Below are 23357 nucleotides of genomic sequence, written 5' to 3' on the forward strand. Positions count from 1 at the left end.
GAGGTCGGTCTGGCGGGTGCGTGGACCGTGGTGGACTGCGCTGCGCAGCGTCCGGCCCGCAGTGCGGGCACGATCGTGAAGGACGAGGGTGAGGGTGGCCGCCGGTTGGCGGAGTTCCTCGCGGGTCAGAAGTTCATCTGATCGGGCGCGCCGTTTCGTTCGGTTCCTTTCCTCTTCCCTTCTTCTTTGCTACTCGCAGGAGTTTGAAGTCTCATGGCTGAAGTTCTCGTCTTTGTCGATCACGTGGACGGTGCGGTCCGTAAGCCCACGCTGGAGTTGTTGACGCTGGCGCGTCGGGTCGGTGAGCCGGTCGCGCTGGCGGTGGGTGCGGGTGCTGCCGGTACGGCCGGGGTGCTGGCCGAGCACGGTGCGGTCAGGGTGCTGACCGTGGAGGCGCCGGAGTTCGGTGAGTATCTCGTGGTGCCGAAGGTGGATGCGTTGCAGGCGGCGTGCGAGGTGGTGTCGCCGGTGGCGGTGCTGGTGCCGTCGTCGGCGGAGGGCAAGGAGATCGCGGCGCGTCTGGCGGTGCGTATCGGGTCGGGGATCATCACCGATGCGGTGGATCTGGAGGCGGGTGAGGGGGGTCCGGTCGCGACGCAGTCGGCGTTCGCGGCGTCGTTCACGACCCGGTCCCGGGTCTCCCGGGGTGTCCCGGTGATCACGGTCAAGCCGAACTCGGCTGCGGTGGAGGCGGCTGCGGCGGCGGGTGCGGTCGAGGCGCTGGAGGTGTCGTTCTCGGCGCAGGCGACGGGCACGAGGGTGACCGCGCGGACGCCGCGTGAGTCGACGGGGCGTCCGGAGCTGACCGAGGCCGCGATCGTCGTGTCCGGTGGGCGTGGTGTGAACGGTGCGGAGAACTTCCACCTCATCGAGTCGCTGGCCGACTCCCTCGGTGCGGCGGTCGGTGCCTCGCGTGCCGCGGTGGACGCGGGGTGGTACCCGCACTCCAGCCAGGTCGGCCAGACCGGCAAGTCCGTCTCGCCGCAGCTGTACATCGCGTCGGGCATCTCGGGCGCGATCCAGCACCGGGCCGGCATGCAGACGTCCAAGACGATCGTCGCGATCAACAAGGACGCCGAGGCCCCGATCTTCGACCTCGTCGACTACGGCGTCGTCGGCGACCTCTTCCAGGTCGTCCCCCAGCTCACCGACGAGGTCAACGCCCGCAAGGGCTGACCCGCGGCGGAACCGCAGGACACGTCCGACGGTCCGGGGCCGTGCGGTGCACACGCACCACACGGCCCCGCACCCTTTCCGACCACCATCCCGTACGGTAAAAGCACGGCAAAACACGCACGTCAAGCAGCTACCCGGACCTCCTGAGCGATCCTTTTCGGACTTTCCCGTCCGCCGAGCCCTCACGGCTCCGGAAGCCTCGCCACCGGCCCTATGCTCTACACGTCTGTAGAGAACGGGAGCCGCCGCAGGCGTTCCCGGACTCCCCCGCACCCCTCGTACGCACGTAAGGGAGTGAACGCCTCAATGGTGTTCAAACGACTGCTCGGCTCGCTCGGCGTGGGCGGCCCCACCGTCGACACCGTCCTCACCACCGGGGCGGCCGCTCCCGGCGGTCCCCTGTCCGGCCAGGTCCATCTCAAGGGCGGCAGCGCCGACTTCGACATCGACCACATCGCGCTGGAACTCGTCGCACGGGTGGAGGCCGAGCACGAGGAGGGCGAGGACGAGCACGTCGTGGCCTTCGAGCGTTTCGTCGTCGGCGGCGGCTTCCGGCTGGCCGAGGGCGAGCAGCTCAGTGTGCCGTTCACGGTCGCGCTGCCGTGGGAGACGCCGATCACCGAGCTGTACGGGCAGAGCCTGGGCATCGTGCTCGGCGTACGCACGGAGCTGGCGGTCGCCGGTGCCAAGGACAAGGGCGATCTCGATCAGCTCGCGGTGGGCCCGTTGCCGGTGCAGGAGGTGATCCTCGAAGCGTTCGGACAGCTCGGCTTCGGCTTCAAGTCCGCGGATCTGGAGTACGGCCGCATCGGCGGCACCGGCCAGCAACTCCCCTTCTACCAGGAGATCGAGCTGACCCCGTCGCCGCAGTACGCGCACGCGGTCAACGAGATCGAGGTGACCTTCCTCGCCACCGCGGGCGGCATGGAGGTGGTCCTGGAGGCCGACAGGCGCGGTGGACTCCTCTCCGGCGGGCACGACGCACTCACCCGGTTCACGGTCGCGCACGACGGCATCCACCATCAGGACTGGCGGGCTCTGGTCGACGGCTGGCTCCGGCAGCTGATCGAGCACCGGTCGGCGTACGCGGAAGGCTCCGCGTACGGACACGGCGATCCGTACGCCGGGCACCACGGCCACGAGCCCGCTCACGGCCACCACGGCGACCACCACCACGACGGCGGTCACCGCTCCGGGCCGGGCCTGGGAACGGCCGTCGCGGTGGGCGCGGCCGGACTCGCGGTCGGCGTCGTCGGCGGCATGGTCGCCGCCGAAGTCGTGGACGAGGTGGGGGACTTCTTCGAGGACGACAACGATGACGACGGGGACGGGGACGACTGATGTTCGGAATCAGCGAGATCGCGATCATTCTGATCGTGGTCATACTCGTCCTGGGCGCCAAGAAGCTCCCCGAACTGGCCCGTTCCGCCGGCAAGTCGGCCCGCATCCTCAAGGCCGAGGCGAAGGCGATGAAGGAGACGACCGGCGCCGAGGGGGAAGCGGGGGAGCCTCGCGTCATCCGCGGCGAGACCGTCGCCCGGCACGACGCCGGGGACCCGCAGCGGGATTTGGGGCCGCGGTCCCGGGACCGCACATGAGTCACCCGGCCCGGTAGGCGTCCACGCCGGAGTCCGTCCGGTGCCGACGCGCTTGCTGCCCGATCGCCGGGGTCCTTCATCCGCGGCACCGCCGCTGTTCGTCCATGGTCCCCACCCCGTGCCCTCCGGCCGAACGGTCGCGGCCCGGTGTGCCCGCGCCGGCCTGTGCACGGGGCCCGGCGGGGTCCGCCCGCTGTACGGCCTACGCCCTGAGCCTGGCGGCGACCGGCCGGTGGTCGCTGGCGGTGGCGGGGAGGGTCCAGGCGTCGGTGGGGGTGACGCCCCGGGTGAGAATGTGGTCGATACGGGCGATCGGGAAGGCCGCGGGCCAGCTGAAGCCGAAGCCGGTGCCGGCCTCGTCCTCGGCCGGCGTCAGCCGGGACACCAGGGGCGCGAGGTTGCGGTCGGTGGTGGTGCCGTTGAGGTCGCCCAGCAGGAGGACCTTCTTCTGCTCCTCGTGGTCGAGGGCCCGGTCGAGGGCGGTGAGGGTGTCATCGCGCCGGGCGATGGTGAAACCGGATACGCCGACGCGGACCGAGGGCAGATGGACCACGTAGACGGCGACGGGGCCGTTCGGTCCCTGGATCCGGGCGCGCAGCGAGCGGCTCCAGCCGGGATCGATGGTGAGGCGCCGGGACTCGGTGATGGGGTAGCGGCTCCACAGGGCGACGGTGCCGATGTGCACGGAGTGGGTGAGCCGGGGGTCCAGCACCTTCCGGTAGGCGGGCAGGGCGTCGCCGGTGATTTCTTCCAGGGCCACCAGATCGGGGTCGGCGGCCAGCAGCGTCCGGACGGTCGCGGCGGGGTCGGGGTTGGTGGCGTTGACGTTGTGGGTGACCACGGTCAGGTTCGGCTCGGCATCGCTGTGCCCGCCCAGGAACAGGGACGCGAACACGGCGCACCACACGGCGCCGAGAAGGAGGGCGGCGATGACGGCCGGCACGGACCTGCGGAGCAGGGCGGCCAGGAGCAGCACCGGTACGGCCAGGCCGGTCCAGGGCAGCACGGTTTCCAGCAGGCTGCCCAGGTTGCCCGGCGAGTTGGGCACGAACGAGTGGCAGACCATCACGAGCCCCGTCGCCACCGCGACGGCGCCCGCAATCCAGTTCCTGCGCCGTCCCGGGCCGGGCCGGCCGGGACCCTGGTCGGCGGGCGGTGTCCCGGCGGGATCGGAGAAGCCGCCTCCGATGTGCACATCCGGGTAGGGGTCCTCGCGCGGATCGGCCATGGCATGTCCTTCGGAAGGGGGCGGCGCTGACTCACGGGCTGAACGCATCGCCGGTCAGCCGGCGGCGTTGCTCAGGGGAGCCGGGCAGGTGCCACCGGGGCCGGTCAGGAGCTCGAAGTGCCACATCTCGTTGCTGTAGACCTGGCACAGGCCGTAGTCGGAGCCGTTGCGGATGAGCCAGTCGTCGGCATCGGTGGGACCGATGTCGACCGCCTTTCCGGACACGTGTGTCGACTTCTGCGGGGTGTTCACGAACTGCCTGGCCTTCTCCGGGCTTCCGTACTTCTCGATGCCCTCGTCCAGCAGGCGCTGCTGGTGCTCCTTGCTACGCCATCCCGAGGTGACCCGGAGTTCGATGCCGTCGTCACGGGCGTCCCGGGCCGCCGCCTGGACGGCCTTCAGCAACGGTTCGTCCAGCCGCCCGATGGCCGGGTACCGGGTGTCGAAGGGGGTGAGCTCCCGACCGCTCGGTATGTCGCCGCCTTCGGTACCCTCGGGAGTGGCCTCCGTGGTCGCTTCGCCGCCGTCCCGCTCGTGGTCCGCCGCCGCGGCGGCACGCGCGGCCGGTTCGCTCCGGGCCGTCACGCCCCATGTCGCCGCCAGTGCCACCACGACGACCGCACCGACTCCTGCCACCATCCGGCCGGGGAAGGGGCGCGCTGCCGTGGTGGAGCTGTTCGCGGTGGGGTCGTCGTGCATGGTGGCCTCCGGGCATCTCGGACGTGGCGGCGGGTGCCGCGGACGGATGCTTCGAGTGAACGGCAGGCCATGTTGTCGGGCCGTTTCGATTTCCCGATACGTTTTCGATATCCCCGGACCGTTCCCATGGGAACGGTCCGGCAGGCCGGCGAACGGCCGGGTGAGGCGCAGAGCAGGAGAGACCGTATGCGGGTGCTGATTGTCGAGGACGAGTTGTATCTCGCCGAGGCGGTGCAGGCGGGGCTGAGGCTCGAAGCCATCGCCTCCGACATCGCCGGGGACGGCGACACCGCCCTGGAACGCCTCGACGTGAACGAGTACGACGTCGTCGTACTCGACCGCGACATCCCCGGCACCCACGGTGACGACGTGTGCCGGATCATCGTGGAACGGCGCCTCGGCTGCCGCGTGCTCATGCTGACCGCGGCGGCCCTGATCAACGAGAAGGTCACCGGGTTCGAGATCGGCGCCGACGACTACCTGACGAAGCCCTTCGACCTGAAGGAGCTGGTCGTACGTCTGCGCTCACTGGCCCGCCGGCCCAAGGACGGCACACCCCCCGTCATCGACTACGCGGGAATCCGGCTGGACCCGTTCCGGCGTGAGGTCTTCCGCGACGGGAGGTACGTGGCGCTCACCAGGAAGCAGTTCGCCGTCCTGGAAGTCCTCATGACCGCACGAGGCGGCGTCGTCAGCGCGGAGACGCTGCTGGAGCGGGCCTGGGACGAGAACGCCGACCCGTTCACCAACGCGGTCCGCATCACCATGTCCACGCTCCGCAAACGGCTCGGTGATCCGTCGGCCATCCACACCGTGCCCGGCGTCGGATACCGTCTCGACGAGCCGGCGGGGCAGAACGAGCGGACGGGGCACGCGCAGTGAACCGCCGGACGGCACCCCACCTGGACGGCGACGCGGACACGGCCGGTGGCCCGGCACGGTCCGGGCGGCCGCGGCGGCTGACCGCCCGCATGAAGCTCACCCTCACCTACGCCCTGTTCGTCGTCGTCGCCGGGGCGTTCAGCCTGGTCGTGGTGTACCTGGCCATGCGCTTCGTGCCCAACTACCCGCTGGGCGACGTGAACCCGCAGGCCGCGGCCGTCGCCACCCGGCCGGACATCCTCCAGGCCCTGGCCAAGGCCTCCGGCGTCACCCTGCTGCTCCTCGCGCTGATCGGGCTCGGCGGCGGCTGGCTCATCGCGGGCCGCGTCCTGCGCCCCCTGCAGGACATCACCTCGGCGGCCCGCCGGGCCGCCGACGGCTCCCTGGACCACCGCATCGGACTCACCGGCCCGCGGGACGAGTTCACCGACCTCTCCGACACCTTCGACGACATGCTCGCCCGCCTGCAGCGGTCCTTCGACGCCCAGCAGCGCTTCGCCGCCAACGCCTCGCACGAACTGCGCACTCCGCTCGCCGTCAGCCGCACCATGCTCGACGTGGCCGTCGCCGATCCGGACGGCCAGAACTACCGCCGGCTCGTTTCCCGGCTCCGCGAGACCAACCAGCGCGGCATCGACATCACCGACGCCCTGCTGCAACTCTCCGCCCTCGATCACACCCCGCCCACCACGGAGCACCTCGACCTCGCCGACACCGCCCGAGCAGCCGTCGACACCGTCCGCGAGGAGGCCAGGACACGCGACATCACCGTCTCCGCCGACACCCGCCCGGCCCCGGCCACCGGCAACGACGTACTGCTGCGCCAGCTCGTCCTGAACCTGCTCCACAACGCCGTACGGCACAACCTGCCCACGGGCGGATCGCTCGCCCTCACCACCGGCCCCGACCCGGCACGTCCCGGCCGCGCCCTCCTGACCGTCACCAACACCGGACCGCCCCTGTCCGGCACGGTCGACCGCCTCACCGAACCGTTCCTGCGCGGCAGCGGGCGCCTGGCCGAGCAGGACCCCACGCGCCGCGGCCACGGCCTCGGCCTGGCGATCGTCTCCAGCATCGTCCGCGCCCACCACGCGGACCTGAACCTGACCCCCAACCCCGGCGGGGGACTCACCGTCCGGGTATCCGTGCCCGGCGCTCCGCAGGGCGCCGCACCTCCGTCACGCTGAGCGCGGGAACTAAACCGCACAGTGGTGACGTTATGGGTGTTCGGTGCCGATTCGTAGAGCGGTCGGGCGGATGTGGAGGCAAGGCTGTGCACGGTGAGTACAAGGTCCCCGGCGGCAAGCTCGTCGTGGTGGATCTCGATGTCGAGGGCGGGGCGCTGCGCAACGTACGGGTCGCCGGGGACTTCTTCCTCGAACCGGACGAGGCGATCCTCGCGATCGACGCGGCGCTGGAGGGCGCACCGGCCAACACCGACACCGCCGGTCTCGCCGCCCGGATCGACGCGGCCCTGCCCGCCTCGACGGTGATGTTCGGCCTCACCTCCGAGGGCGTCGCCGTCGCCGTACGCCGGGCCCTCGCGCACGCCACCGAGTGGAGCGACTACGACTGGCAGCTCATCCACGAGGCTCCGCAGTCGCCCGCGCTCCACATGGCCCTCGACGAGGTCATCACCGCCGAGGTCGCCGCGGGGCGCCGCCCGCCCACGCTCCGGGTCTGGGAGTGGGACTCCCCCGCCGTGATCATCGGCAGCTTCCAGTCCCTGCGCAACGAGGTCGACCCGCAGGGCGCCGAACGCCACGGCGTCACGGTCGTGCGCCGGGTGTCCGGCGGCGGGGCCATGTTCGTGGAGCCCGGCAACACCATCACGTACTCGCTCTCGGTCCCGGACGCCCTGGTCTCCGGCCTGTCGTTCGCCGACAGCTACGCCTACCTCGACGACTGGGTGCTCGGGGCGCTCGGCGAGATGGGCATCAGGGCCTGGTACCAGCCGCTCAACGACATCGCCACGGACGCCGGGAAGATCGCGGGCGCGGCCCAGAAGCGTGTGGTCGGCGGGGAGGGGGCCGTGCTGCACCACGTGACCATGTCGTACGACATCGATGCCGACAAGATGCTGGAGGTGCTGCGGATCGGCAAGGAGAAGCTCTCCGACAAGGGCACCAGGAGCGCGAAGAAGCGCGTCGACCCGCTGCGCCGTCAGACGGGGCTGGCGCGCGAGGCCGTCATCGAGCGGATGATCGAATCCTTCCGTACCCGGCACGGCCTCACCCGGGGCAGGGTGACGGACGAGGAGATGGCGCGGGCCGAGGAGCTGGTACGGACGAAGTTCGGCACGGAGGAATGGACCGCTCGGGTGTCGTGAGGGAGTAGTGGGGACGGCTCGGCCCGAAGTCTCAGGTTCCCGTCGCCGGGAGCTCCTGCTCGGTCCAGATGATCTTGCCTTCGGCCGTGTAGCGGGTGCCCCAGCGGCGGGTGAGCTGGGCGACGAGGAAGAGGCCGCGGCCGCCCTCGTCCGTGGTGCGGGCGTGCCTGAGCCGCGGCGAGGTGCTGCTGGTGTCGGAGACCTCGCAGATCAGCGCGGACTGGCGCAGCAGCCGGAGCCGGATCGGCCCGGTGGCGTAGCGGACCGCGTTGGTGACCAGCTCGCTGACGATCAGCTCGGTCGTCATCTCCAGTTCCTCCAGGCCCCAGGTCCGCAGCAGCTGGGCGGTCCGGGCCCGGACCCCGGCGACGGCGGCCGGGTCGTCGGGGACTTCCCACGAGGCGACGTGGTCGGCGCTCAGCTCGTGGGTACGGGCGAGCAGCAGAGCGACGTCATCGGGCTGGGGCACCGAGACCAGCTGCTCCACGACCGACGCGCACAGGGCGTCGAGCGGTAGTCCGCGCTGGGCCAGGGCGCCGCCGAGCCGGGACATGCCGAGATCGGGGTCCCAGTCCCTGCCCTCGATGAGTCCGTCGGTGTAGAGGCCGATCAGGCTCCCTTCCGGCAGGGTGATCTCCGCCGTCTCGAACGGCATTCCGCCCAGGCCCAGCGGGGGTCCCGCGGGCAGTTCGGGAAAGCTGACGCGCCCGTCCGGGGCTACGACGACGGGCGGCGGGTGGCCTGCGCGTGCCATGGTGCACTGCTGGGTGACCGGGTCGTACACGGCGTACAGGCAGGTGGCGCCGAGCACGGGTGTGCCGCCGCCCTCCTCACCCTCGGGTTCCGCGTCGCTCAGGCGGAGCACGAGGTCGTCGAGGTGGGCGAGGAGCTCGTCGGGCGGCAGGTCCATGTCGGCGAGGGTGTGGACCGCGGTGCGGAGCCGGCCCATGGTGGCCGCGGCGCCGATGCCGTGGCCGACGACGTCGCCTACGACCAGGGCGACCCGGGCGCCGGACAGCGGGATCACGTCGAACCAGTCGCCGCCGACACCGTCCTTGGCATCCGCCGGGAGGTAGGCGGAGGCCACGTCCAGGGCCATTCCGCCGGGCAGTGAATGCGGGAGCAGACTGCGCTGCAGGGTCAGCGCCGCGATGTGCTCGTGGGTGTAGCGGCGGGCGTTGTCCACGCACACGGCCGCCCGTGCCACCATCTCGCGGGCCGGAAGTACGTCGTCCGGTTCGAAAGGGGCGGGATTCACCGACCGGATGAACGTGGTCAGGCCGAGCACCGTGTCCCGGGCCCGCATCGGTACGGAGATGAGGGAATGGAGTCCGTATTCGCGGATGCGCGCCGCCCTGTCGGGCTGTTCGGCCGACCACGCGTGGTTGTCGGGGTCGAGGACCGGGATGAGGACGGGTTCGCCGTCGATCAGGAACCGCATGTCGTGGGGCGGGGGCACGAAGTCCACCGGCTCCCCGACCCGGCTGACCGCCTCCGGGCAGCCCTCGTGCACCGAACTCATCCCCGCACGGCGCATCCTCGGCCGGGAGGAGCCGGTGAGGGCACCGGAACGGGCGAGCTCCGGCCCGGACAGCCCCGTGCCCGGGAGCCACGGGCCGGGCTCATCAGGCCTGGCGACCGTCTCCAGCAGGTCGACGACGACGAAGTCGGCGAACCGCGGCACCGCGAAGTCGGCCAGCTCCTGAGCCGTACGCATCACGTCCAGGGTGGAGCCGATACTGGCTCCGGCATCGTTGACCATGGCCAGGCGCTGCTGGGCATTCCACCGGTCGGTGACATCCATCACCATGTAGCAGACGCCGGTGACACGGCCGTCGCTGTCGGTCAGCGGGAGGTACGACGTGGAGTAGGCGCGCTTGCGGCGCGGATCGGCCCAGGTCCAGCCCAGGTACTCGTAGTCGATGACGGGGATGCCGGTGTCCAGCACACCGCGCATGAGCGTCTCGATGGCCTCGGCCTCCAGCCCCGGGAGCACTTCGCTCAGTCGGCGGCCCATGCGGTCCTCGCGCGGAACGCCGCCGAGGCGTTCCAGGGTGTCGTTCATCCAGGTGTAGCGAAGGGCCGGGTTCAGCACCGCTATGCCGATCGGCGAGCCGGTCAGGAAGGCGTCCAGCACGGACTGCCCGACCGTCCACTCCGGCCGCCGTTCGCGTCCGGAGACCAGGAAGCACTCCCGGCCGTCCAGGTGAAAGGAGGCCGAGACCCGGAGGTCCAGCTCGACCTGGCCGCCGTCGCGCCGCCGCACGTCGGCGACGCCCCGCCACCCCACGCCCGCGCGGCAGCGCTCGGCGATCCCGGCCACCCGGACCGGGTCCTCGGGCATGGCGAGCAGGAAACCGGCGGACCGCCCGACCACCTCCGCGGCCCGGTACCCCAGCAGGTCCTGCGCGCTGTGCGTCCAGCCCACGACCGTTCCGGTGTCGGCGACCACCGCGGTCGCGTCGGTCGCCGTGTCGTAGGAGTGCCGGGGAGTGCTGGGCGGCGAGGGCTCGGCGCCGGGCGCCGACTGCGGACCTGCACACGCCATACTGGCCACCACCCATCCACTCCTTGTCCATGATCCCGCCTCCCGCGCTCAGGTGCGAGCGACCATGGGCGGGCACGGGGTGGTCAGTCCCCGGCCCCACCCGGCGCCGGCCCGACGGTCGAGGCCGGGGGCCGGTGCTCGTACCAACGCCGGTCGGCCTCCAGCTGGGCGGCGAGCGAGATCAGCCGCTCCTCGCTGCGGGACGGACCGAGCAGCTGCGCCCCGACGGGCAGCCCGTCGGCGGTGAACCCGGCCGGTACGTTGATGCCGGGCCAGCCCAGAACGTTCCAGGGCCAGGCGTACGGGCATGCCTCGGTCATCGCCAGATCGGTGCGCCAGGCGCTCAGCCCGTCGAACCGGCCGATCGGGGGCGGCGGCAGGGCGGTCGTCGGGGTCAGCAGTACGTCGTACCCGGCGCGGCCCCGGGACGGACGGAAGAACGCGCCGATCCTGCGGTGCTGACGCACCTCCCGCTCCCTGGCCGCTCGTACCACCCGGCCGCCGAGCCGGGTGCCGGTGCGCAGCGCGCTGCGGGTGCGCGGGTCGAGGAGGGCGGGGTCGGGGTGGCGGGCGGCGAGTTCGGCGATCCCTGCGGTGGCGCGGGGGACGAAACCGAGGCCGATCAGCCCGTACTGGGGTCTCGCCTCCTCCACGTCGTGGCCCAGTCGGGTGAGGGTCTCGGCCAGGGCGAGGACGGCCCGCCGCACCTCGGGGTGGGGGGCGGAGCCGGTGAGGGTGAGCGGGGGGCGCCAGGCGAGGGCGATGCGCAGTCGGCCGGGGTCGCGGCGGGCGGCGGTCGCGGCGGCGACGGGGGGCGGCCGGTGCGGGTCGTCGGGATGGGATCCGGCGACCGCGTCGAGCAGCAGTGCGGCGTCGGCGACGGTCCTGGCGAGCGGCCCGTTGACGGTCAGGCCCTGGAAGGCGTCGATGTGCGGGTGGCCGGAGATCCGGCCGCGCTGGGGCTTGATGCCGACGAGATGGGTCCAGGCCGCCGGGATCCGGACGGACCCGGCGCCGTCCGAGCCGAGCGCGGCGGGTACGAGACCGGCCGCGACGGCCGCCGCGGAGCCGCCGGACGAGCCGCCGGGGGTGTGGCCGGTGTGCCACGGATTGCGGGTGGCGCCGAAGGCGGGGCCCTCGGTGAACGGCCACTGGCCGAGCTCGCAGGAGTTGGTCTTCCCGACGATCACGGCCCCGGCCGCCCGCAGTCGGCGTACGGCCTCGCTGTCCGCGGTCGCGGCGGGCAGATCGCCGTCGCAGCCGAAGTAGGTCGGCATCCCGAGGACATCCGTGTCGTCCTTGACGGCCACCGGCACGCCGAGCAGGGGCAGCCGCTCCCCCGCCGCGAGCCGTCGGTCGGCCTCGGCGGCCTCGGCGAGCGCGGCCTCGGCGCGCAGATGCCTGAAGGCGTTGAGGGTGCCCTGGCTCGCTTCGATACGGCGCAGCGCGGCGGACACCTGCCCGACCGAGGTGGTGCGGCCCTCGGCCAGCTCCCGTGCGCTGTCGGCCAGCCCCGTCGGGCCGGCCGGTCCGGTGGTTTCCACGGCTTCCGTTGAGGACATGGGCTGACTGCCTTCCTCGTATCGGCAGAGGCGCGCGACGCGTCTGTGGGCCCGAAGCATCTGTGTGCCTGCAGCATCTGTATGCCCGAACGAACTTACCGGAGGGTAACGAGTAGTGAGCGGTCCGCTCAACCGTTCGGTGGAACGTGGGCGGGCAGCGCTCCGGAGAGTGTCAGTGCCACTTGCTACGTTCCCCGGTGGAAACGGGCGGCGAAAGCACTGCTGGAGGGGTACGTGGAAGCGGAGTTCGAGGGCGAATTCGAGACTCACCTGACGGTGCGGTTCGATCCCCGGGCCGACGGGGCGGCGGAGGGCGAGCGGCTGGCGCGCTGGGCGGAGCGGCACGGCCTGAAGCTCACCCGCATCGTCCTGGACCGCGGTGCCGTGCCCGACCAGCCCATGCTGACCGAGCAGGGGCGGGGTTCGCTCTCCCGGCAGCGGGCCGCCGCGGGGCTCCGGGCGGACGCGCTGCGCACGGCGGGGTTCCCCGTCGTGCGCGTGAAGATCGAGGCCGCGCCGTGGAACGAGGACATACCGGGGACGGCCGACGAGGCCGCCGCGCTGTCCCCCGACTGCCACTTCGAGCACCACGTCAAGCTGCTGCTCTCCGGCGAACCCGACCTCGCCGCCGCGCGGGCTGCGGCCGAGCGGCACAGCGCGCACCTGTCGCACAACGCCCGCCGCACCGACGGGCAGGGGCGCCACGAGCGGTTCGTCACGCAGCGCTGCCGCGCGATCGGCCGGTCCGGGGCGCGGGCCCGGCTCGACGCGCTCCTGCGCGCGCTGGACGGCGCGGGGCTCGAAGTCCTGGAGATCGAGGAGGAGTTCGTGGTGCACGACGACCATCCGGCGGTGGACGCGGGCTGGATCGACGAGCGGGCCGGGGCGGCGCTGTGAGCACGGGCGACCGCCCCGTTCCCGGGGAGCCGGCCTTCGACGACCCGGCGCTCGCTCCGCGCTGGCGGGCCGCCCGGCGCGCCGTCCAGGACCATCTGCTGCGCGTGATCGCCGGGTCGCCGTGGGGCGACCAACTGGTCCTGCGCGGCAGCCTCCCGCTCCAGGCGTGGGTGGGCGCGGCGGCACGGGAGCCGGGCGATCTGGACTGGGTCGTGTTCGGGCCGTCGGCGGAGGAGTTCGTGGACCGCCTCGACCCCTACCCGTACGTCGACGGGATCGAGACGGTCCAGCACTGGCCGGAAGCCGCGCACGGCGCCGCCGCTGCCGAGCTGTGGACGGACGAGGAGAGCCACGAGACCGCCGGCGCCCGGCCCGTGCTCGCCCCCGAGGGGCTGCGCTGGGTCGAGATCGAGGGCCCCGACGACATCGATCCGCCCTCCTCCCCCACCGAGGAGGTCGTCGCCGCCCTGACGGCCGGGCCGCTGCCGCCCGAGGGGATACGCATCGAGCCGAGCCGGGTGACGTCGGACGGGGTGTGGATGTACCGGGAGTACGACACGCCCGGCGTGCGGGTCGTCGTGCCCTGGCAGGCCGACGGCCTGCCGCCGGGCGAGCTGCGGATGGACTTCGCCCAGGACGAGCGGCTGCCCCGGGCCCCGGTGTGGACGGCCTGTCCGCGTGGTGACGGCGGGCCGCCGACACCGGTCCGCACCGCGGACCCGGGGCTCTCGCTCGCCTGGAAGCTGCTGTGGCTCGCCGAGGACCAGGAGGCGGAGGGCCGGTCGGCGGCCAAGGACCTGTACGACGCGGTGCTGCTCGCGGAGTACCGCAGGACGCGGCTCCCGCCCCGCCTGCTGCACACCGTGCTCGGCCCGCACGCGGAGGGCTTCACGCCCCGGGCGGTGCTGGACTGGCCGGTGGACTGGGCCCGGTTCCACGCCGCGCACCCGTGGGTGGACAGCGGTCCGGACCGGCTGCGGGAGCGGCTGGCCGCCGCGCTGCCGCGGCTGCTGGAGTGGAGCGCCCCGCAGCCATGACGGCCGGACCGGACCGGCCACCGGGACACGGCGGCCGGTCCGGCGGAGGTGCGGACGCGGCCTACGGCTGGACGGTGATCTCACCGATGCCGGTGCCGAGGCCGGCACAGTGCGCGGTGGACTGACCGGACTGCCCGGGGGCGAGTGTGACGTGCTCACCGTCCACGTCCGGGGACCAGCCGCAGACCAGGTGCACCCAGAAGGTCTGCGTCGTGCTGCCGTCGTTGCGGCACAGCGCGTAGCCCGTGTAGTCGTCGATCTCGTGCTTTCCGGTGTCGCAGGACAGGCCGGGCGGCGTCGCCGCGGCTGTCACGGCGGTGGCGACGGTCGCGGGAACGGCGAGCGCGGCGGCCGTCCCCGCCACGACTGCGCCCCGGAGCACGGCCCTGGACACACTCCCCATCGACAGCTTCATGTCTCCCTGTTCCTCCTCGCTGGTGATGAACCCGGTGCGCCGACAACCGTCCCCCACCGCCCATCACACAAAACGAGGCAAGACATCACACTGTGTATGCGCCGTGGTGGTGTTCTCCGCCGCGCGACCGGACCGCCCCCGGCGTACGCTCGGAGCAATCGGATGCACCTGAACAGGCCCGAGGGGTTCCGCACCCCGCGGGTTCTACGAGGGAGGCGACGTGACCGGTCGACACAGCGGCACACGCCCTGCCGTCTGGGCGGCGGTCGTCGTGCTGGGACTCTCCGGCGGCAGCGCCCTGGGCAGCGGTGCGGCACGGGCGGACGACGGCATCGACAAGCTTTCCGCGCAGCAGATCGCGGACCGTTCGCGCGACGCCCTTCTGAGCGCCCGTTCCCTGCACCTCAGCCTGCGCGGCGACCTCGGCGACGGCGCCCCACCGATGACGGTGGGACTCACCCTGGACCGGGACGGGAACTGCAACGGGTCGGTGGCGCTCGGCCACAGCCAGGGTTCGGTCCGGATCGTGAAGCATGGCGACGACGTCTGGGTCAAGCCGGACGCGGACTTCTGGAAGAACCAGGTTCCGGGCGGTGGTTCGGCCTTCGCCGCGATCCTGAACGGGCGTTACATGAAGGGTTCGGCCACCGACCCGCGACTGCGCAGCCTGGCGAACGGCTGCGATCTGGACACCTTCCAGAAGCTTGTCAGGGACAACGCGAACAACGACCGGGGGACGCTGAACAAGGGCAGGAAGACCACGCTCGACGGGACTCCGGTGGTGCCGCTGACCAGGGTGCGGGACGGCCGGACACTGACGATGTACGTGGCGGCCACGGGCAAGCCGTATCCCCTGAGGATCACGATCCGGGGCGGCGGGACGGACGCGGTCGTGGGCTTCTCGGCCTTCGACAAGCCGGTGCCCACGACCACGCCGCCGCCGGACCAGACCTACGACATCAGTGCTCTGCTGGGCCGTACGTCCGCGCCGGTGTGACGCCGGACCGGCCGCTGAGCACCACGTACAGCAGCAGCGACGAGGCCAGCCCGACCGCCCAGCCGTAGTCGGCGAGCGGCTTGAGGAACGGGATGAGACCGCCGGCCGGGAAGGGGCCCGCCCCGGGGGCGGAGTGCGAGCCCCCGATCGCGAGGACGCCGCCGACGGCGAACGCGACGACGGCCCGCCAGTTCCAGCCGTTCGTGTACCAGTAACGGCCACCGGGGCGGTAGAGGTCCGCGAGGTCGAGCACGGTGCGGCGGACGATCCAGTAGTCGGCGATCAGGATGCCCGCGACCGTTCCCAGCAGCCCGCCGACCAGCCCGAGCCAGGTGAAGATGTACAGCTCCGGGGTCTCGGTGAGCTTCCACGGCATGATGAGGACGCCGACGACGCCCGTGATCAGGGCGCCCGTACGGAAGTTGATGAACCGGGGCGCGAGGTTCGCCAGGTCGTACGCGGGTGACACGACGTTCGCCGCGATGTTCACGGAGACCGTGGCGACCAGCACCGTCACCAGGGCGTAGAGCAGCCCGAAGACATTGTCGGTCCTGGCGACGAGCTGGACCGGGTCCCAGATCGCCTCGCCGTACACGGCCTGCGAGCCGGAGGTGACCAGGACGGAGAGGAGCGCGAAGAGCGTCATCGTGGTCGGCAGGCCGAGCGCCTGGCCCCGGATCTGGGCGCGTTGGCCGGCCCCGAAGCGGGTGAAGTCGGGGATGTTCAGCGAGAGCGTGGCCCAGAACGCGATCATGCCCATCAGCGAGGGGAAGAAGACCGGCCAGAACTCCTTGCCCCAGCCGAGCTTCGAGGGCTGGTCGAGCAGCGGGCCGAAGCCGCCCGCCTTGACGGCGACCCAGACCAGCAGCACGACGGCGCCGACGATGACGAACGGTGCCGCCCAGTTCTCGAACCGCCGAAGGGCGTCCATCCCCCGGTGGATGATGGCGAGTTCGAGCGCCCAGAAGAGGACGAAGCAGAGCCAGAGCGTCCACGGCTGCCCGCCGATCTCGGACGCCTTCGCCCAGCCGCCGAAGATCTTCCCCAGCAGGGTGAAGATACCGACGCCACCGATCCAGGTCTGGATGCCGAACCAGGCGCAGGCCACCGCGGCCCGGATCAGTGCGGGCAGGTTGGCGCCGCGCAGCCCGAAGGAGGCGCGGGCCAGCACCGGGAAGGGGATGCCGTACTTGGGTCCGGCGTGCCCGGTGAGCAGCATGGGTCCGAGCACGATCAGGTTGGCCAGCGCGATGGTGAAGACGGCCTGTTTCCAGTCCATGCCGAGGGCCACGAGACCGGAGGCCAGCAGCCAGGATGGGATGTTGTGGGCCATGCCCACCCAGAGTGCGGCGAAGTTGTACGTCGTCCAGCGGCGCCGTTCCAGCGGGACGGGCAACAGGTCCTCGTTGACGAACCGGTTGTCGGTGGGGACGGCGCCGGGGGCGAGTTCGATGCGCCCCGGGGGGCCGGATATCGGGTCCTGCGATGGAATCGGTGGGACGGTCGAGGTCATGGCGGCTGGACCCTTCGCTCGGGAACGGTGCCGTGCGGGGCGGGGCAGGGGGCGGCGGTGCGGCAGTGCGGGGACGGGGGTGCGGACAGCCGTGGGGCGCGGCCGAGGGAGGGAAGGGTCAGTCGGACAGGGCGGGGATGATCTGCGCGCCGTAGGCGTCGATCGTCGCCTCCCGCGCGTCGTGCATGTTGTACACGGCGAACTGGTCGACGCCCAGATCGCGCAGGACCCGAAGCTTCTCGATGTGCGCCTCGGCGGGGCCCAGCAGGCAGAACCGGTCGACGATCTCGTCCGGCACGAAGGTGGTGTCGGGGTTCCCGGCCCGGCCGTGGTGGCTGTAGTCGTAGCCGTGCCGGTCCTTGATGTAGGCGGTCAGGGCCTCGGGGACGAGTCCGGAGTGTGCGCCGTACCGGGAGACGAGGTCCGCGACGTGGTTACCGACCATGCCGCCGAACCAGCGGCACTGCTCGCGGGCGTGGTCGAGGTCGTCGCCCACATAGGCGGGGGCGGCGACGCAGATGGTCACGGAGTCCGGGTCGCGGCCCGCCTCTGCCGCCGCGTCCCGTACCGCCTTGATCATCCACTCGGTGAGGAACGGGTCGGCGAGCTGGAGGATGAAGCCGTCGGCCTTCTGGCCGGCGAGGGCGAGCGCCTTCGGGCCGTAGGCGCCCATCCAGACGGGGAGTCTGCCGTCCTTCACCCAGGGGATCTGGACCGGCTGCCCGTCGACGGTCGCCTCGCGACCCTCGGCGAGGTCGCGGATGACATCGATGGCCTCGCCGAGGCGGGCCAGCGTGTTGGGTCTGCGTCCGGCGACGCGCATCGCCGAGTCGCCCCGTCCGATGCCGCAGACGGTGCGGTTGCCGTACATGTCGTTGAGGGTGGCGAAGGTGGAGGCGGTCACCTCCCAGGTGCGGGTGCCCGGGTTGGTGACCATGGGGCCGACGACGAGGTGTTCGGTGTGTTCGAGGATCTGGCTGTAGATGACGAACGGTTCCTGCCAGAGCACCGTCGAGTCGAAGGTCCAGCCGTAGCGGAAGCCGTTGCGTTCGGCGCGGCGCATCAGACCGACGACGGTCGAGGCGGGCGGGTCGGTCTGGAGGACGAGTCCGAAGTCCATGGCGGGTGCTCCTAGTCCAGGTACTGACAGGTGGCGCGCGGGGTGTAGCTGCCGTGTCCGGCCCGGCCGGTGAACTTCCGCGCGTCGATGACGACTTCACCGCGCGAGAGGACCGTCTCGACCTGGCCGGTGATCCGTTTTCCCTCGTACGCCGAGTAGTCGACGTTCATGTGATGGGTCTCGGCGGAGATGGTCTGTTCGGCGGTCGGGTCGTAGATGACGACGTCGGCGTCGGCGCCCGGGGCGATGGTGCCCTTCTTCGGGTAGAGGCCGAACATCCGGGCCGGGGAGGCGCAGGCGATCTCGATCCAGCGGCGGCGCGAGATGTGACCGTCCACGACCGCCTGGTGGAGGAGGTCCATCCGGTTCTCCACGCCGGGCATCCCGTTGGGGATCTTGGAGAAGTCGCCGCGGCCCATCTCCTTCTGGCCAGAGAAGCAGAAGGGGCAGTGGTCGGTGGAGACGACCTGGAGTTCGTTGTTCCTGAGCCCCCGCCAGAGCGCTTCCTGGTGCTCCTTGGGCCGCAGCGGGGTGGAGCAGACGTACTTGGCGCCCTCGAAGTCCGGCTCGGCCAGATTGTCGGTGGAGAGGAAGAGATACTGCGGGCAGGTCTCGCCGAAGACCGGAAGTCCCCTGTGGCGGGCGGCGGCCACCTCGGCGACGGCCTCGTCCGCGGAGACGTGCACGACGTAGAGCGGGGAGCCGGCGACGCGGGCCAGCTGGATGGCGCGGTGGGTGGCCTCGGCCTCCAGTGCCACCTTGCGTACGTCGCCGTGGTGGCGCGGGTCGGTACGGCCCTCGGCCAGGGCCTGTTCGACCAGTACGTCGATGGCGATGCCGTTCTCCGCGTGCATCATGATCAGGCCGCCGTTGTGGGAGGCCCGTTGCATGGCGCGCAGGATCTGGCCGTCGTCGCTGTAGAAGACGCCGGGATAGGCCATGAACAGCTTGAAGGAGGTGACGCCCTCCGAGACCAGCAGGTCCATCTCCTTGAGCGTGGACTCGTTCACATCGGAGAGGATCATGTGGAAGGCGTAGTCGATGGCGCATTTTCCGTCGGCCTTCGCGTACCAGGTGTCGAGACCTTCGCGGACCGCGTGGCCCACGGACTGGATGGCGAAGTCGACGATCGTGGTGGTGCCGCCCCAGGCGGCCGCCCGGGTGCCGGTCTCGAAGGTGTCGGCGGCGTAGGTGCCGCCGAACGGCATCTCCATGTGCGTATGCGCGTCGACACCGCCCGGGATGACGTATTTGCCGGTGGCGTCGATCCTCCGGTCGGCGCTCCAGCTCTCGGCCGCGTCGGTGTCGTGCGCCGCGAGGGCCACGATGCGGCCGCCCTCGATGAGTACGTCGGCATGGATTTCGTCGGACGCGGTGATGACGAGACCACCGTGGATGACGGTGCGGCTCATGTACCCCTCCTCACTGTGGCGGAATGGGTCTACGCACGTAGACAAGGTGCGTGATGAAGAACGTAGAAGTGGGTTACCCACTGTGGCAATACCGCTGCCGCCAACCGCTGAAGACGTTTCTGTTTCATCCGCCCGGCACTCCACCGGCCCAGAGCCGCGACGACGCCCATGACCGCCGCCAGATAACGGAATGATGACGGGTCTGGTCCAAATGTTGAGTACGGTTCATGCGCCCGTCCCTCACGCGGGGTGGTTCGATCACCACCGACGGCGAGCCTCGGGACACAGCACCGGACGCCCCCGATGTCCGGTGTCCACCGACCGATCCCGGAGGATCACGTGTCCCTGTCGCGCTCCGCGCGTACGGTGCTGGCCGCCGCCACCGTCGCCGCCGTCGCACTGCCGCTCGCCACCACCGCCGCCCACGCCCAGGGGTCCAAGGCCCCGGCCGCCACCCCGTACGCCGGCCTGCCATCAGGCACCAAGCAGGCGAAGACGCTGGTCATCGGCATCGACGGCGCCACCTTCGACTCCTTCTCGCGCGCCGATATTCCGCACATCGAGCAGCTGATGGCCAAGGGCCTGACCGCCCGGAGCAACCTCTACGCCGACCCGATGGCCCCGACCGTCTCCGGCGCCGGCTGGTCGTCCATCGCCACCGGCGTCTGGCCCGACAAGCACAACGTGAAGGACAACAACTTCACGGCCCCGAACTACGGCCGGTACCCGGACTACGCGACCCGTCTGGAGACCGCCGACCCGGCCACGTCCACCCTGGTCGTCGGCACCTGGAGCCCGATCCCCCAGATCGTCTTCGGCGCGAAGACCGATCTGCGGATCGCGGGCGGCAACGACGAGGGCACCACGGCCGAGGCCGCCGACTACCTCGCGCACGGCAACCCCGACTCCACCTTCGTCCACCTCGACGAGGTCGACGGCGCCGGCCACAGCACCGGCTCCGCGAGCGACGCCTACCTCAAGGCCCTGAACACCGCCGACGCCCAGGTCGGCCGGCTGCTCGACGCCGTGACCTCGCGGCCGACGTACGCGAAGGAGGACTGGCTCGTCGTCATCACCGCCGACCACGGCCACACCCCCACCGGCGGGCACGGCGGCAACACCCCGCTGGAGCGCGGCACGTTCGTGATCGCCCAGGGCAAGGGCATCCGGCCCGGTTCGGTGCGCGACGACGTCAAGATCACCGACATCGCGCCCACGGTCCTGCGCCACGAGGGCGTCGCCACCGACCCCGCCTGGAACCTCGACGGCACCTCGCTCGCCGAGCTGAAGCCGGACGCCTTCGACGCGCTGCGCCCCTCGCTCCGCGCACCCGTCGACGAGACCGGGCTCCCGGCCGACGCCAAGGGGTGGACGAACACCGCACCCGAGGGCTGGTCCATCGACAACTCCAAGATGCCGGCCGGCGGCGTCACCGAGTGGCGCGGCTGGTCCTTCGCCACCGACGAGTTCTGGACCGACGCCGAGCGCGGCCAGGGCCGCGAGACGAACGTCCGCGCCCGCAATGTGTTCGCGGTCGCCGACTCCGACGAGTGGGACGACAGGGCGCACGGCGCCGGACAGTTCGACTCCACCCTGGTCGGCCCCGCGTACCGGCTGAACGGCGCGGCGGGGGCGACCGTCTCGTACGCGACGAACTACCGGGTCGACGGTCCGCAGACCGGCGATGTGTACGTCTCGTTCGACGACGGCACCCCGCGGCTCGTGAAGTCCTACCGGGCCGACAGCAACACCGTCGAGCGTCTTGAGCTCGCCGTCCCGGCAGGCGCGCGGACGGCCCGGCTGAGCTTCCGCTACACCGGCACGAACAGCGCCTTCTGGACCATCGACCAGGTCGCCTTCGGCCAGCCCGACCCGCCCTCCCAGCTCGCCGTCGCCTCGCTGGAGGCCGACACGAAGCTCCTCGGCAGGCCCGGCTCCGACGCGGCCTGGAAGGTCACCGCGAACGGTGTGGTGAAGACCGCGCAGGGCAGGCCGGTGAAGGGCGCGAAGGTCACGGCCGAGCTGACGGCCGGCGGCAAGGTGCGGAAGCTGACCGGCACGACCAGGAAGGACGGCTCGGTCCGCTTCGGGGCGACGGTGCGCCGGGGTGTCGCCGAGGCCACGCTGAGGATCACCGATGTGCGCTACCAGCACCTCGCGTACTACGGCGAGCTCGACCCGGTCCACAGCCTGGACCTCACCCGCCCCACCGGCCACCGGGGCTGACCGACCGGCCGGGCCCCGGAACCATGGACCGGGGCCCGGCCGCGACGTACCCACCGGCCCCGGCCCCGGCCGCTGCGCGCCCGCGCCGGGTTACCGTGGCAGTTCCCGCCGGTACGGCCCCCTCCACGGGCCGCCGGGGCACACAGCACAGCGGCCCTCCACTCCCCTGTGCGCTGCGCACAGGTTCCCGCTCCCGGGCCTGTCTACTGTGCCGCCATCCCCACCCGCCGAGGGGTGAGTCGGTCGGTACGAAAGCCTGGAGGACAGCCGGTGAGCGCGACAACTGCACGTTCCGGTGCAACCGGAGAACCCCTGGAGACGGGGCCGGGCGGAGCCGCCGGGCTGCGGCCCATCGGTTCCTTCTTCGAGGCCATGCCGTTCGGACGCGCCCATGTCCTGGCGGCGCTGGCCCTGTTCATGGCCTTCGTCATCGAGTCGTGGGAGCAGCTCGCCCTCGTCTATGTCTCCGGCGATCTCGGCGACGCGTTCTCCATCGACACCGGCCGGATCGGCTGGGTACTGTCCGCCGTCGCACTCGGCATGATCCCCGGTGCGCTGGTCTGGGGTCCGGTCTCGGACCGGATCGGCCGGCGCGCGGTGTGTCTGTGGAGCCTGTCCGCGTACGGAGTCGTCGCGCTGGCCTCCGCCTTCTCCCCGAACTTCACGGTCCTGCTGGTCACCCGGGTGTTGTCGGGTCTGGCGCTGGCCGGGATCTACACGGTCACCTTCCCGTACTTCCTGGAGCTGCTGCCGTCCCGGATGCGTGGCCGGGCCGCGGTCTATCTGTCGATCGGCTGGCCGATCGGGGTGCTGGCCGCGGTCGGCGTGACGCAGTTGCTGGCGGGCCTCGGCTGGCATGTGGTGGCCATCGCCTCCGCTCTGGCCGGGCTCTGGGTCTTCGCGATCCGCGCCTGGGTTCCGGAGTCCCCGTACTGGCTGGCCGCGCAGAACCGGCACGACGACGCCGCTGCCGTGCTGCGCAGGCTGGGTGTCGACGTCCCGGACGGCACCCGATTCGCCGTCGTCGCCCCCGAGCGGACCGGACGCCCGGTGGAGCTGCTGCGTGGCAGGCTGCTGCGGATCACCGTGCTGATGCTCGTCGTGAACTTCACCTTCAACTGGGGCTACTGGGGCCTGCAGACCTGGCTGCCGACGCTGCTCCAGGACAAGGGCCTCAGCATGTCGGCGAGCCTCGGCTTCGTCGCTCTGAGCGCGCTGTTCATGATCCCCGGCTATGTGTCGGCGTCGCTGCTGACCGGACGCTTCGGCCGCAAGAAGGTCTTCCTGCCGTACGTGGCGCTTGCCGCGATCAGCGGAATCTTCTTCGCCTACTCCAGCTCCATGACCGAGCTGTACCTCGCGAACTTCGCCCTCGCCTTCTTCAGCCTCGGCGCCTGGGGTGTCTGGAACACCTGGAACGGCGAGTTCTTCCCGACCGCACTGCGCGGTACGGGGTACTCCTGGGCCACCGCCGCCCAGCTGGTGGCGACCTCCCTCGCTCCCTCGGTGGTCGGCCTTCTCCTGGCCCAGGCGACCGGATTCTCCACGACGATCCTGTTCATCACGGCCTTCCTGGTGGTGGCGCTGCTCTTCGCCGCCCCGCTGCCGGAGACCGAGGGCCGGGACCTGGAATAGCGGCCCGGCGCGTGGCACCCGCATCGGCTCCGCCTGCCCGGCCGACCACCCCGTACCGGCCCGGCAGTCGCTCTCCACGGCGC

At 71.5% G+C, this 23357-nt stretch carries 19 protein-coding genes and 1 pseudogene; 12 read left to right on the forward strand and 8 right to left on the reverse strand.

What is annotated here, in order from left to right; all coding sequences use genetic code 11:
* The 4 genes and pseudogenes from ACFV8T_RS17510 to ACFV8T_RS17525 all read left to right on the forward strand — a co-directional run.
* Window positions 1-141: pseudogene (locus ACFV8T_RS17510) on the forward strand (electron transfer flavoprotein subunit beta); the annotation flags it as partial.
* A 72-nt stretch (window positions 142-213) separates the two neighbouring features.
* Window positions 214-1176: an electron transfer flavoprotein subunit alpha/FixB family protein gene (locus tag ACFV8T_RS17515; RefSeq protein ID WP_385328354.1), complete on the forward strand. Its 963-nt coding sequence runs from the start codon at window positions 214-216 to the stop codon at window positions 1174-1176.
* Between the two features lie 306 nt (window positions 1177-1482).
* Window positions 1483-2517: a sporulation protein gene (locus ACFV8T_RS17520; RefSeq protein ID WP_385328356.1), complete on the forward strand. Its 1035-nt coding sequence runs from the start codon at window positions 1483-1485 to the stop codon at window positions 2515-2517.
* Window positions 2517-2774, forward strand: a complete 258-nt coding sequence (locus ACFV8T_RS17525; RefSeq protein ID WP_385328357.1) for a twin-arginine translocase TatA/TatE family subunit — start codon at window positions 2517-2519, stop codon at window positions 2772-2774. The genes ACFV8T_RS17520 and ACFV8T_RS17525 overlap by 1 nt, the downstream gene beginning before the upstream one ends.
* Before the next feature lie 202 nt (window positions 2775-2976).
* On the opposite strand, the gene ACFV8T_RS17530 is transcribed toward ACFV8T_RS17525, so the two are convergent.
* Both ACFV8T_RS17530 and ACFV8T_RS17535 read right to left on the reverse strand, forming a co-directional pair.
* Window positions 2977-4002 (reverse strand): endonuclease/exonuclease/phosphatase family protein, encoded by a 1026-nt coding sequence (locus ACFV8T_RS17530; RefSeq protein ID WP_385328359.1) that lies wholly within the window; start codon window positions 4000-4002, stop codon window positions 2977-2979.
* A gap of 54 nt (window positions 4003-4056) precedes the next feature.
* A complete protein-coding gene (locus ACFV8T_RS17535; RefSeq protein ID WP_385328360.1) occupies window positions 4057-4701 on the reverse strand; it encodes a M15 family metallopeptidase in 645 nt (214 codons plus the stop codon).
* 186 nt (window positions 4702-4887) lie between these two features.
* On the opposite strand from ACFV8T_RS17535, the gene ACFV8T_RS17540 reads away from it, so the two are divergent.
* The 3 genes from ACFV8T_RS17540 to ACFV8T_RS17550 all read left to right on the forward strand — a co-directional run bounded on the left by ACFV8T_RS17540 (window position 4888) and on the right by ACFV8T_RS17550 (window position 7912).
* Window positions 4888-5583 carry a response regulator transcription factor gene (locus tag ACFV8T_RS17540; RefSeq protein WP_385328362.1) on the forward strand — a complete coding sequence of 232 codons (696 nt, stop codon included), beginning with the start codon at window positions 4888-4890 and terminating at the stop codon, window positions 5581-5583.
* On the forward strand, window positions 5580-6770 hold the full coding sequence (locus tag ACFV8T_RS17545; RefSeq protein WP_385328364.1) for a sensor histidine kinase: 1191 nt from the start codon (window positions 5580-5582) through the stop codon (window positions 6768-6770). The genes ACFV8T_RS17540 and ACFV8T_RS17545 overlap by 4 nt, the downstream gene beginning before the upstream one ends.
* A gap of 86 nt (window positions 6771-6856) precedes the next feature.
* Window positions 6857-7912, forward strand: a complete 1056-nt coding sequence (locus ACFV8T_RS17550; RefSeq protein ID WP_385328366.1) for a biotin/lipoate A/B protein ligase family protein — start codon at window positions 6857-6859, stop codon at window positions 7910-7912.
* A 31-nt stretch (window positions 7913-7943) separates the two neighbouring features.
* Here ACFV8T_RS17550 and ACFV8T_RS17555 read toward each other — a convergent pair whose 3' ends face one another.
* Together ACFV8T_RS17555 and ACFV8T_RS17560 are read right to left on the reverse strand one after the other, a co-directional pair.
* Window positions 7944-10460, reverse strand: coding sequence for a SpoIIE family protein phosphatase (locus tag ACFV8T_RS17555; RefSeq protein WP_385328786.1), 2517 nt, complete (start codon window positions 10458-10460; stop codon window positions 7944-7946).
* 83 nt (window positions 10461-10543) lie between these two features.
* A complete protein-coding gene (locus ACFV8T_RS17560) occupies window positions 10544-12022 on the reverse strand; it encodes an amidase (protein WP_385328367.1) in 1479 nt (492 codons plus the stop codon).
* Between the two features lie 234 nt (window positions 12023-12256).
* Between ACFV8T_RS17560 and ACFV8T_RS17565 the strand changes: the two genes are divergently transcribed.
* Together ACFV8T_RS17565 and ACFV8T_RS17570 are read left to right on the forward strand one after the other, a co-directional pair.
* On the forward strand, window positions 12257-12919 hold the full coding sequence (locus tag ACFV8T_RS17565) for a hypothetical protein (protein ID WP_385328369.1): 663 nt from the start codon (window positions 12257-12259) through the stop codon (window positions 12917-12919).
* Window positions 12916-13956, forward strand: a complete 1041-nt coding sequence (locus ACFV8T_RS17570; RefSeq protein WP_385328371.1) for a nucleotidyl transferase AbiEii/AbiGii toxin family protein — start codon at window positions 12916-12918, stop codon at window positions 13954-13956. The genes ACFV8T_RS17565 and ACFV8T_RS17570 overlap by 4 nt, the downstream gene beginning before the upstream one ends.
* Window positions 13957-14017: 61 nt before the next feature.
* On the opposite strand, the gene ACFV8T_RS17575 is transcribed toward ACFV8T_RS17570, so the two are convergent.
* Window positions 14018-14371: a hypothetical protein gene (locus tag ACFV8T_RS17575; protein ID WP_266429075.1), complete on the reverse strand. Its 354-nt coding sequence runs from the start codon at window positions 14369-14371 to the stop codon at window positions 14018-14020.
* Window positions 14372-14591: 220 nt separating this feature from the next.
* On the opposite strand from ACFV8T_RS17575, the gene ACFV8T_RS17580 reads away from it, so the two are divergent.
* Window positions 14592-15368, forward strand: a complete 777-nt coding sequence (locus ACFV8T_RS17580; RefSeq protein WP_385328373.1) for a hypothetical protein — start codon at window positions 14592-14594, stop codon at window positions 15366-15368.
* On the opposite strand, the gene ACFV8T_RS17585 is transcribed toward ACFV8T_RS17580, so the two are convergent.
* The 3 genes from ACFV8T_RS17585 to hydA all read right to left on the reverse strand — a co-directional run bounded on the left by ACFV8T_RS17585 (window position 15331) and on the right by hydA (window position 19413).
* Window positions 15331-16881 carry an NCS1 family nucleobase:cation symporter-1 gene (locus ACFV8T_RS17585; protein WP_385328374.1) on the reverse strand — a complete coding sequence of 517 codons (1551 nt, stop codon included), beginning with the start codon at window positions 16879-16881 and terminating at the stop codon, window positions 15331-15333. The two genes, ACFV8T_RS17580 and ACFV8T_RS17585, sit on opposite strands and share 38 nt — an antisense overlap.
* A 118-nt stretch (window positions 16882-16999) precedes the next feature.
* A complete protein-coding gene (locus tag ACFV8T_RS17590; RefSeq protein WP_385328375.1) occupies window positions 17000-18001 on the reverse strand; it encodes a TIGR03842 family LLM class F420-dependent oxidoreductase in 1002 nt (333 codons plus the stop codon).
* Between the two features lie 11 nt (window positions 18002-18012).
* A complete protein-coding gene (gene hydA / locus ACFV8T_RS17595; RefSeq protein WP_385328377.1) occupies window positions 18013-19413 on the reverse strand; it encodes a dihydropyrimidinase in 1401 nt (466 codons plus the stop codon).
* A 339-nt stretch (window positions 19414-19752) separates the two neighbouring features.
* On the opposite strand from hydA, the gene ACFV8T_RS17600 reads away from it, so the two are divergent.
* Window positions 19753-21639: an alkaline phosphatase family protein gene (locus tag ACFV8T_RS17600; RefSeq protein WP_385328379.1), complete on the forward strand. Its 1887-nt coding sequence runs from the start codon at window positions 19753-19755 to the stop codon at window positions 21637-21639.
* A 270-nt stretch (window positions 21640-21909) separates the two neighbouring features.
* A complete protein-coding gene (locus ACFV8T_RS17605) occupies window positions 21910-23274 on the forward strand; it encodes an MFS transporter (RefSeq protein WP_385328381.1) in 1365 nt (454 codons plus the stop codon).
* Window positions 23275-23357 lie beyond the last annotated feature (83 nt).

It is taken from the genome of Streptomyces sp. NPDC059832 (assembly GCF_042731715.1).
In the GTDB taxonomy this organism is placed as follows: Bacteria; Actinomycetota; Actinomycetes; order Streptomycetales; family Streptomycetaceae; genus Streptomyces.

Bases quoted from the DNA above. Each gene is read 5' to 3' on its own strand.
- ACFV8T_RS17515 (WP_385328354.1), top strand. From the start codon at position 214: ATGGCTGAAGTTCTCGTCTTTGTCGATCACGTGGACGGTGCGGTCCGT.
- ACFV8T_RS17520 (WP_385328356.1), top strand. From the start codon at position 1,483: ATGGTGTTCAAACGACTGCTCGGCTCGCTCGGCGTGGGCGGCCCCACC.
- ACFV8T_RS17525 (WP_385328357.1), top strand. From the start codon at position 2,517: ATGTTCGGAATCAGCGAGATCGCGATCATTCTGATCGTGGTCATACTC.
- ACFV8T_RS17530 (WP_385328359.1), bottom strand. From the start codon at position 4,002: ATGGCCGATCCGCGCGAGGACCCCTACCCGGATGTGCACATCGGAGGC.
- ACFV8T_RS17535 (WP_385328360.1), bottom strand. From the start codon at position 4,701: ATGCACGACGACCCCACCGCGAACAGCTCCACCACGGCAGCGCGCCCC.
- ACFV8T_RS17540 (WP_385328362.1), top strand. From the start codon at position 4,888: ATGCGGGTGCTGATTGTCGAGGACGAGTTGTATCTCGCCGAGGCGGTG.
- ACFV8T_RS17555 (WP_385328786.1), bottom strand. From the start codon at position 10,460: ATGGCGTGTGCAGGTCCGCAGTCGGCGCCCGGCGCCGAGCCCTCGCCG.
- ACFV8T_RS17560 (WP_385328367.1), bottom strand. From the start codon at position 12,022: ATGTCCTCAACGGAAGCCGTGGAAACCACCGGACCGGCCGGCCCGACG.
- ACFV8T_RS17575 (WP_266429075.1), bottom strand. From the start codon at position 14,371: ATGAAGCTGTCGATGGGGAGTGTGTCCAGGGCCGTGCTCCGGGGCGCA.
- ACFV8T_RS17585 (WP_385328374.1), bottom strand. From the start codon at position 16,881: ATGACCTCGACCGTCCCACCGATTCCATCGCAGGACCCGATATCCGGC.
- ACFV8T_RS17590 (WP_385328375.1), bottom strand. From the start codon at position 18,001: ATGGACTTCGGACTCGTCCTCCAGACCGACCCGCCCGCCTCGACCGTC.
- hydA (WP_385328377.1), bottom strand. From the start codon at position 19,413: ATGAGCCGCACCGTCATCCACGGTGGTCTCGTCATCACCGCGTCCGAC.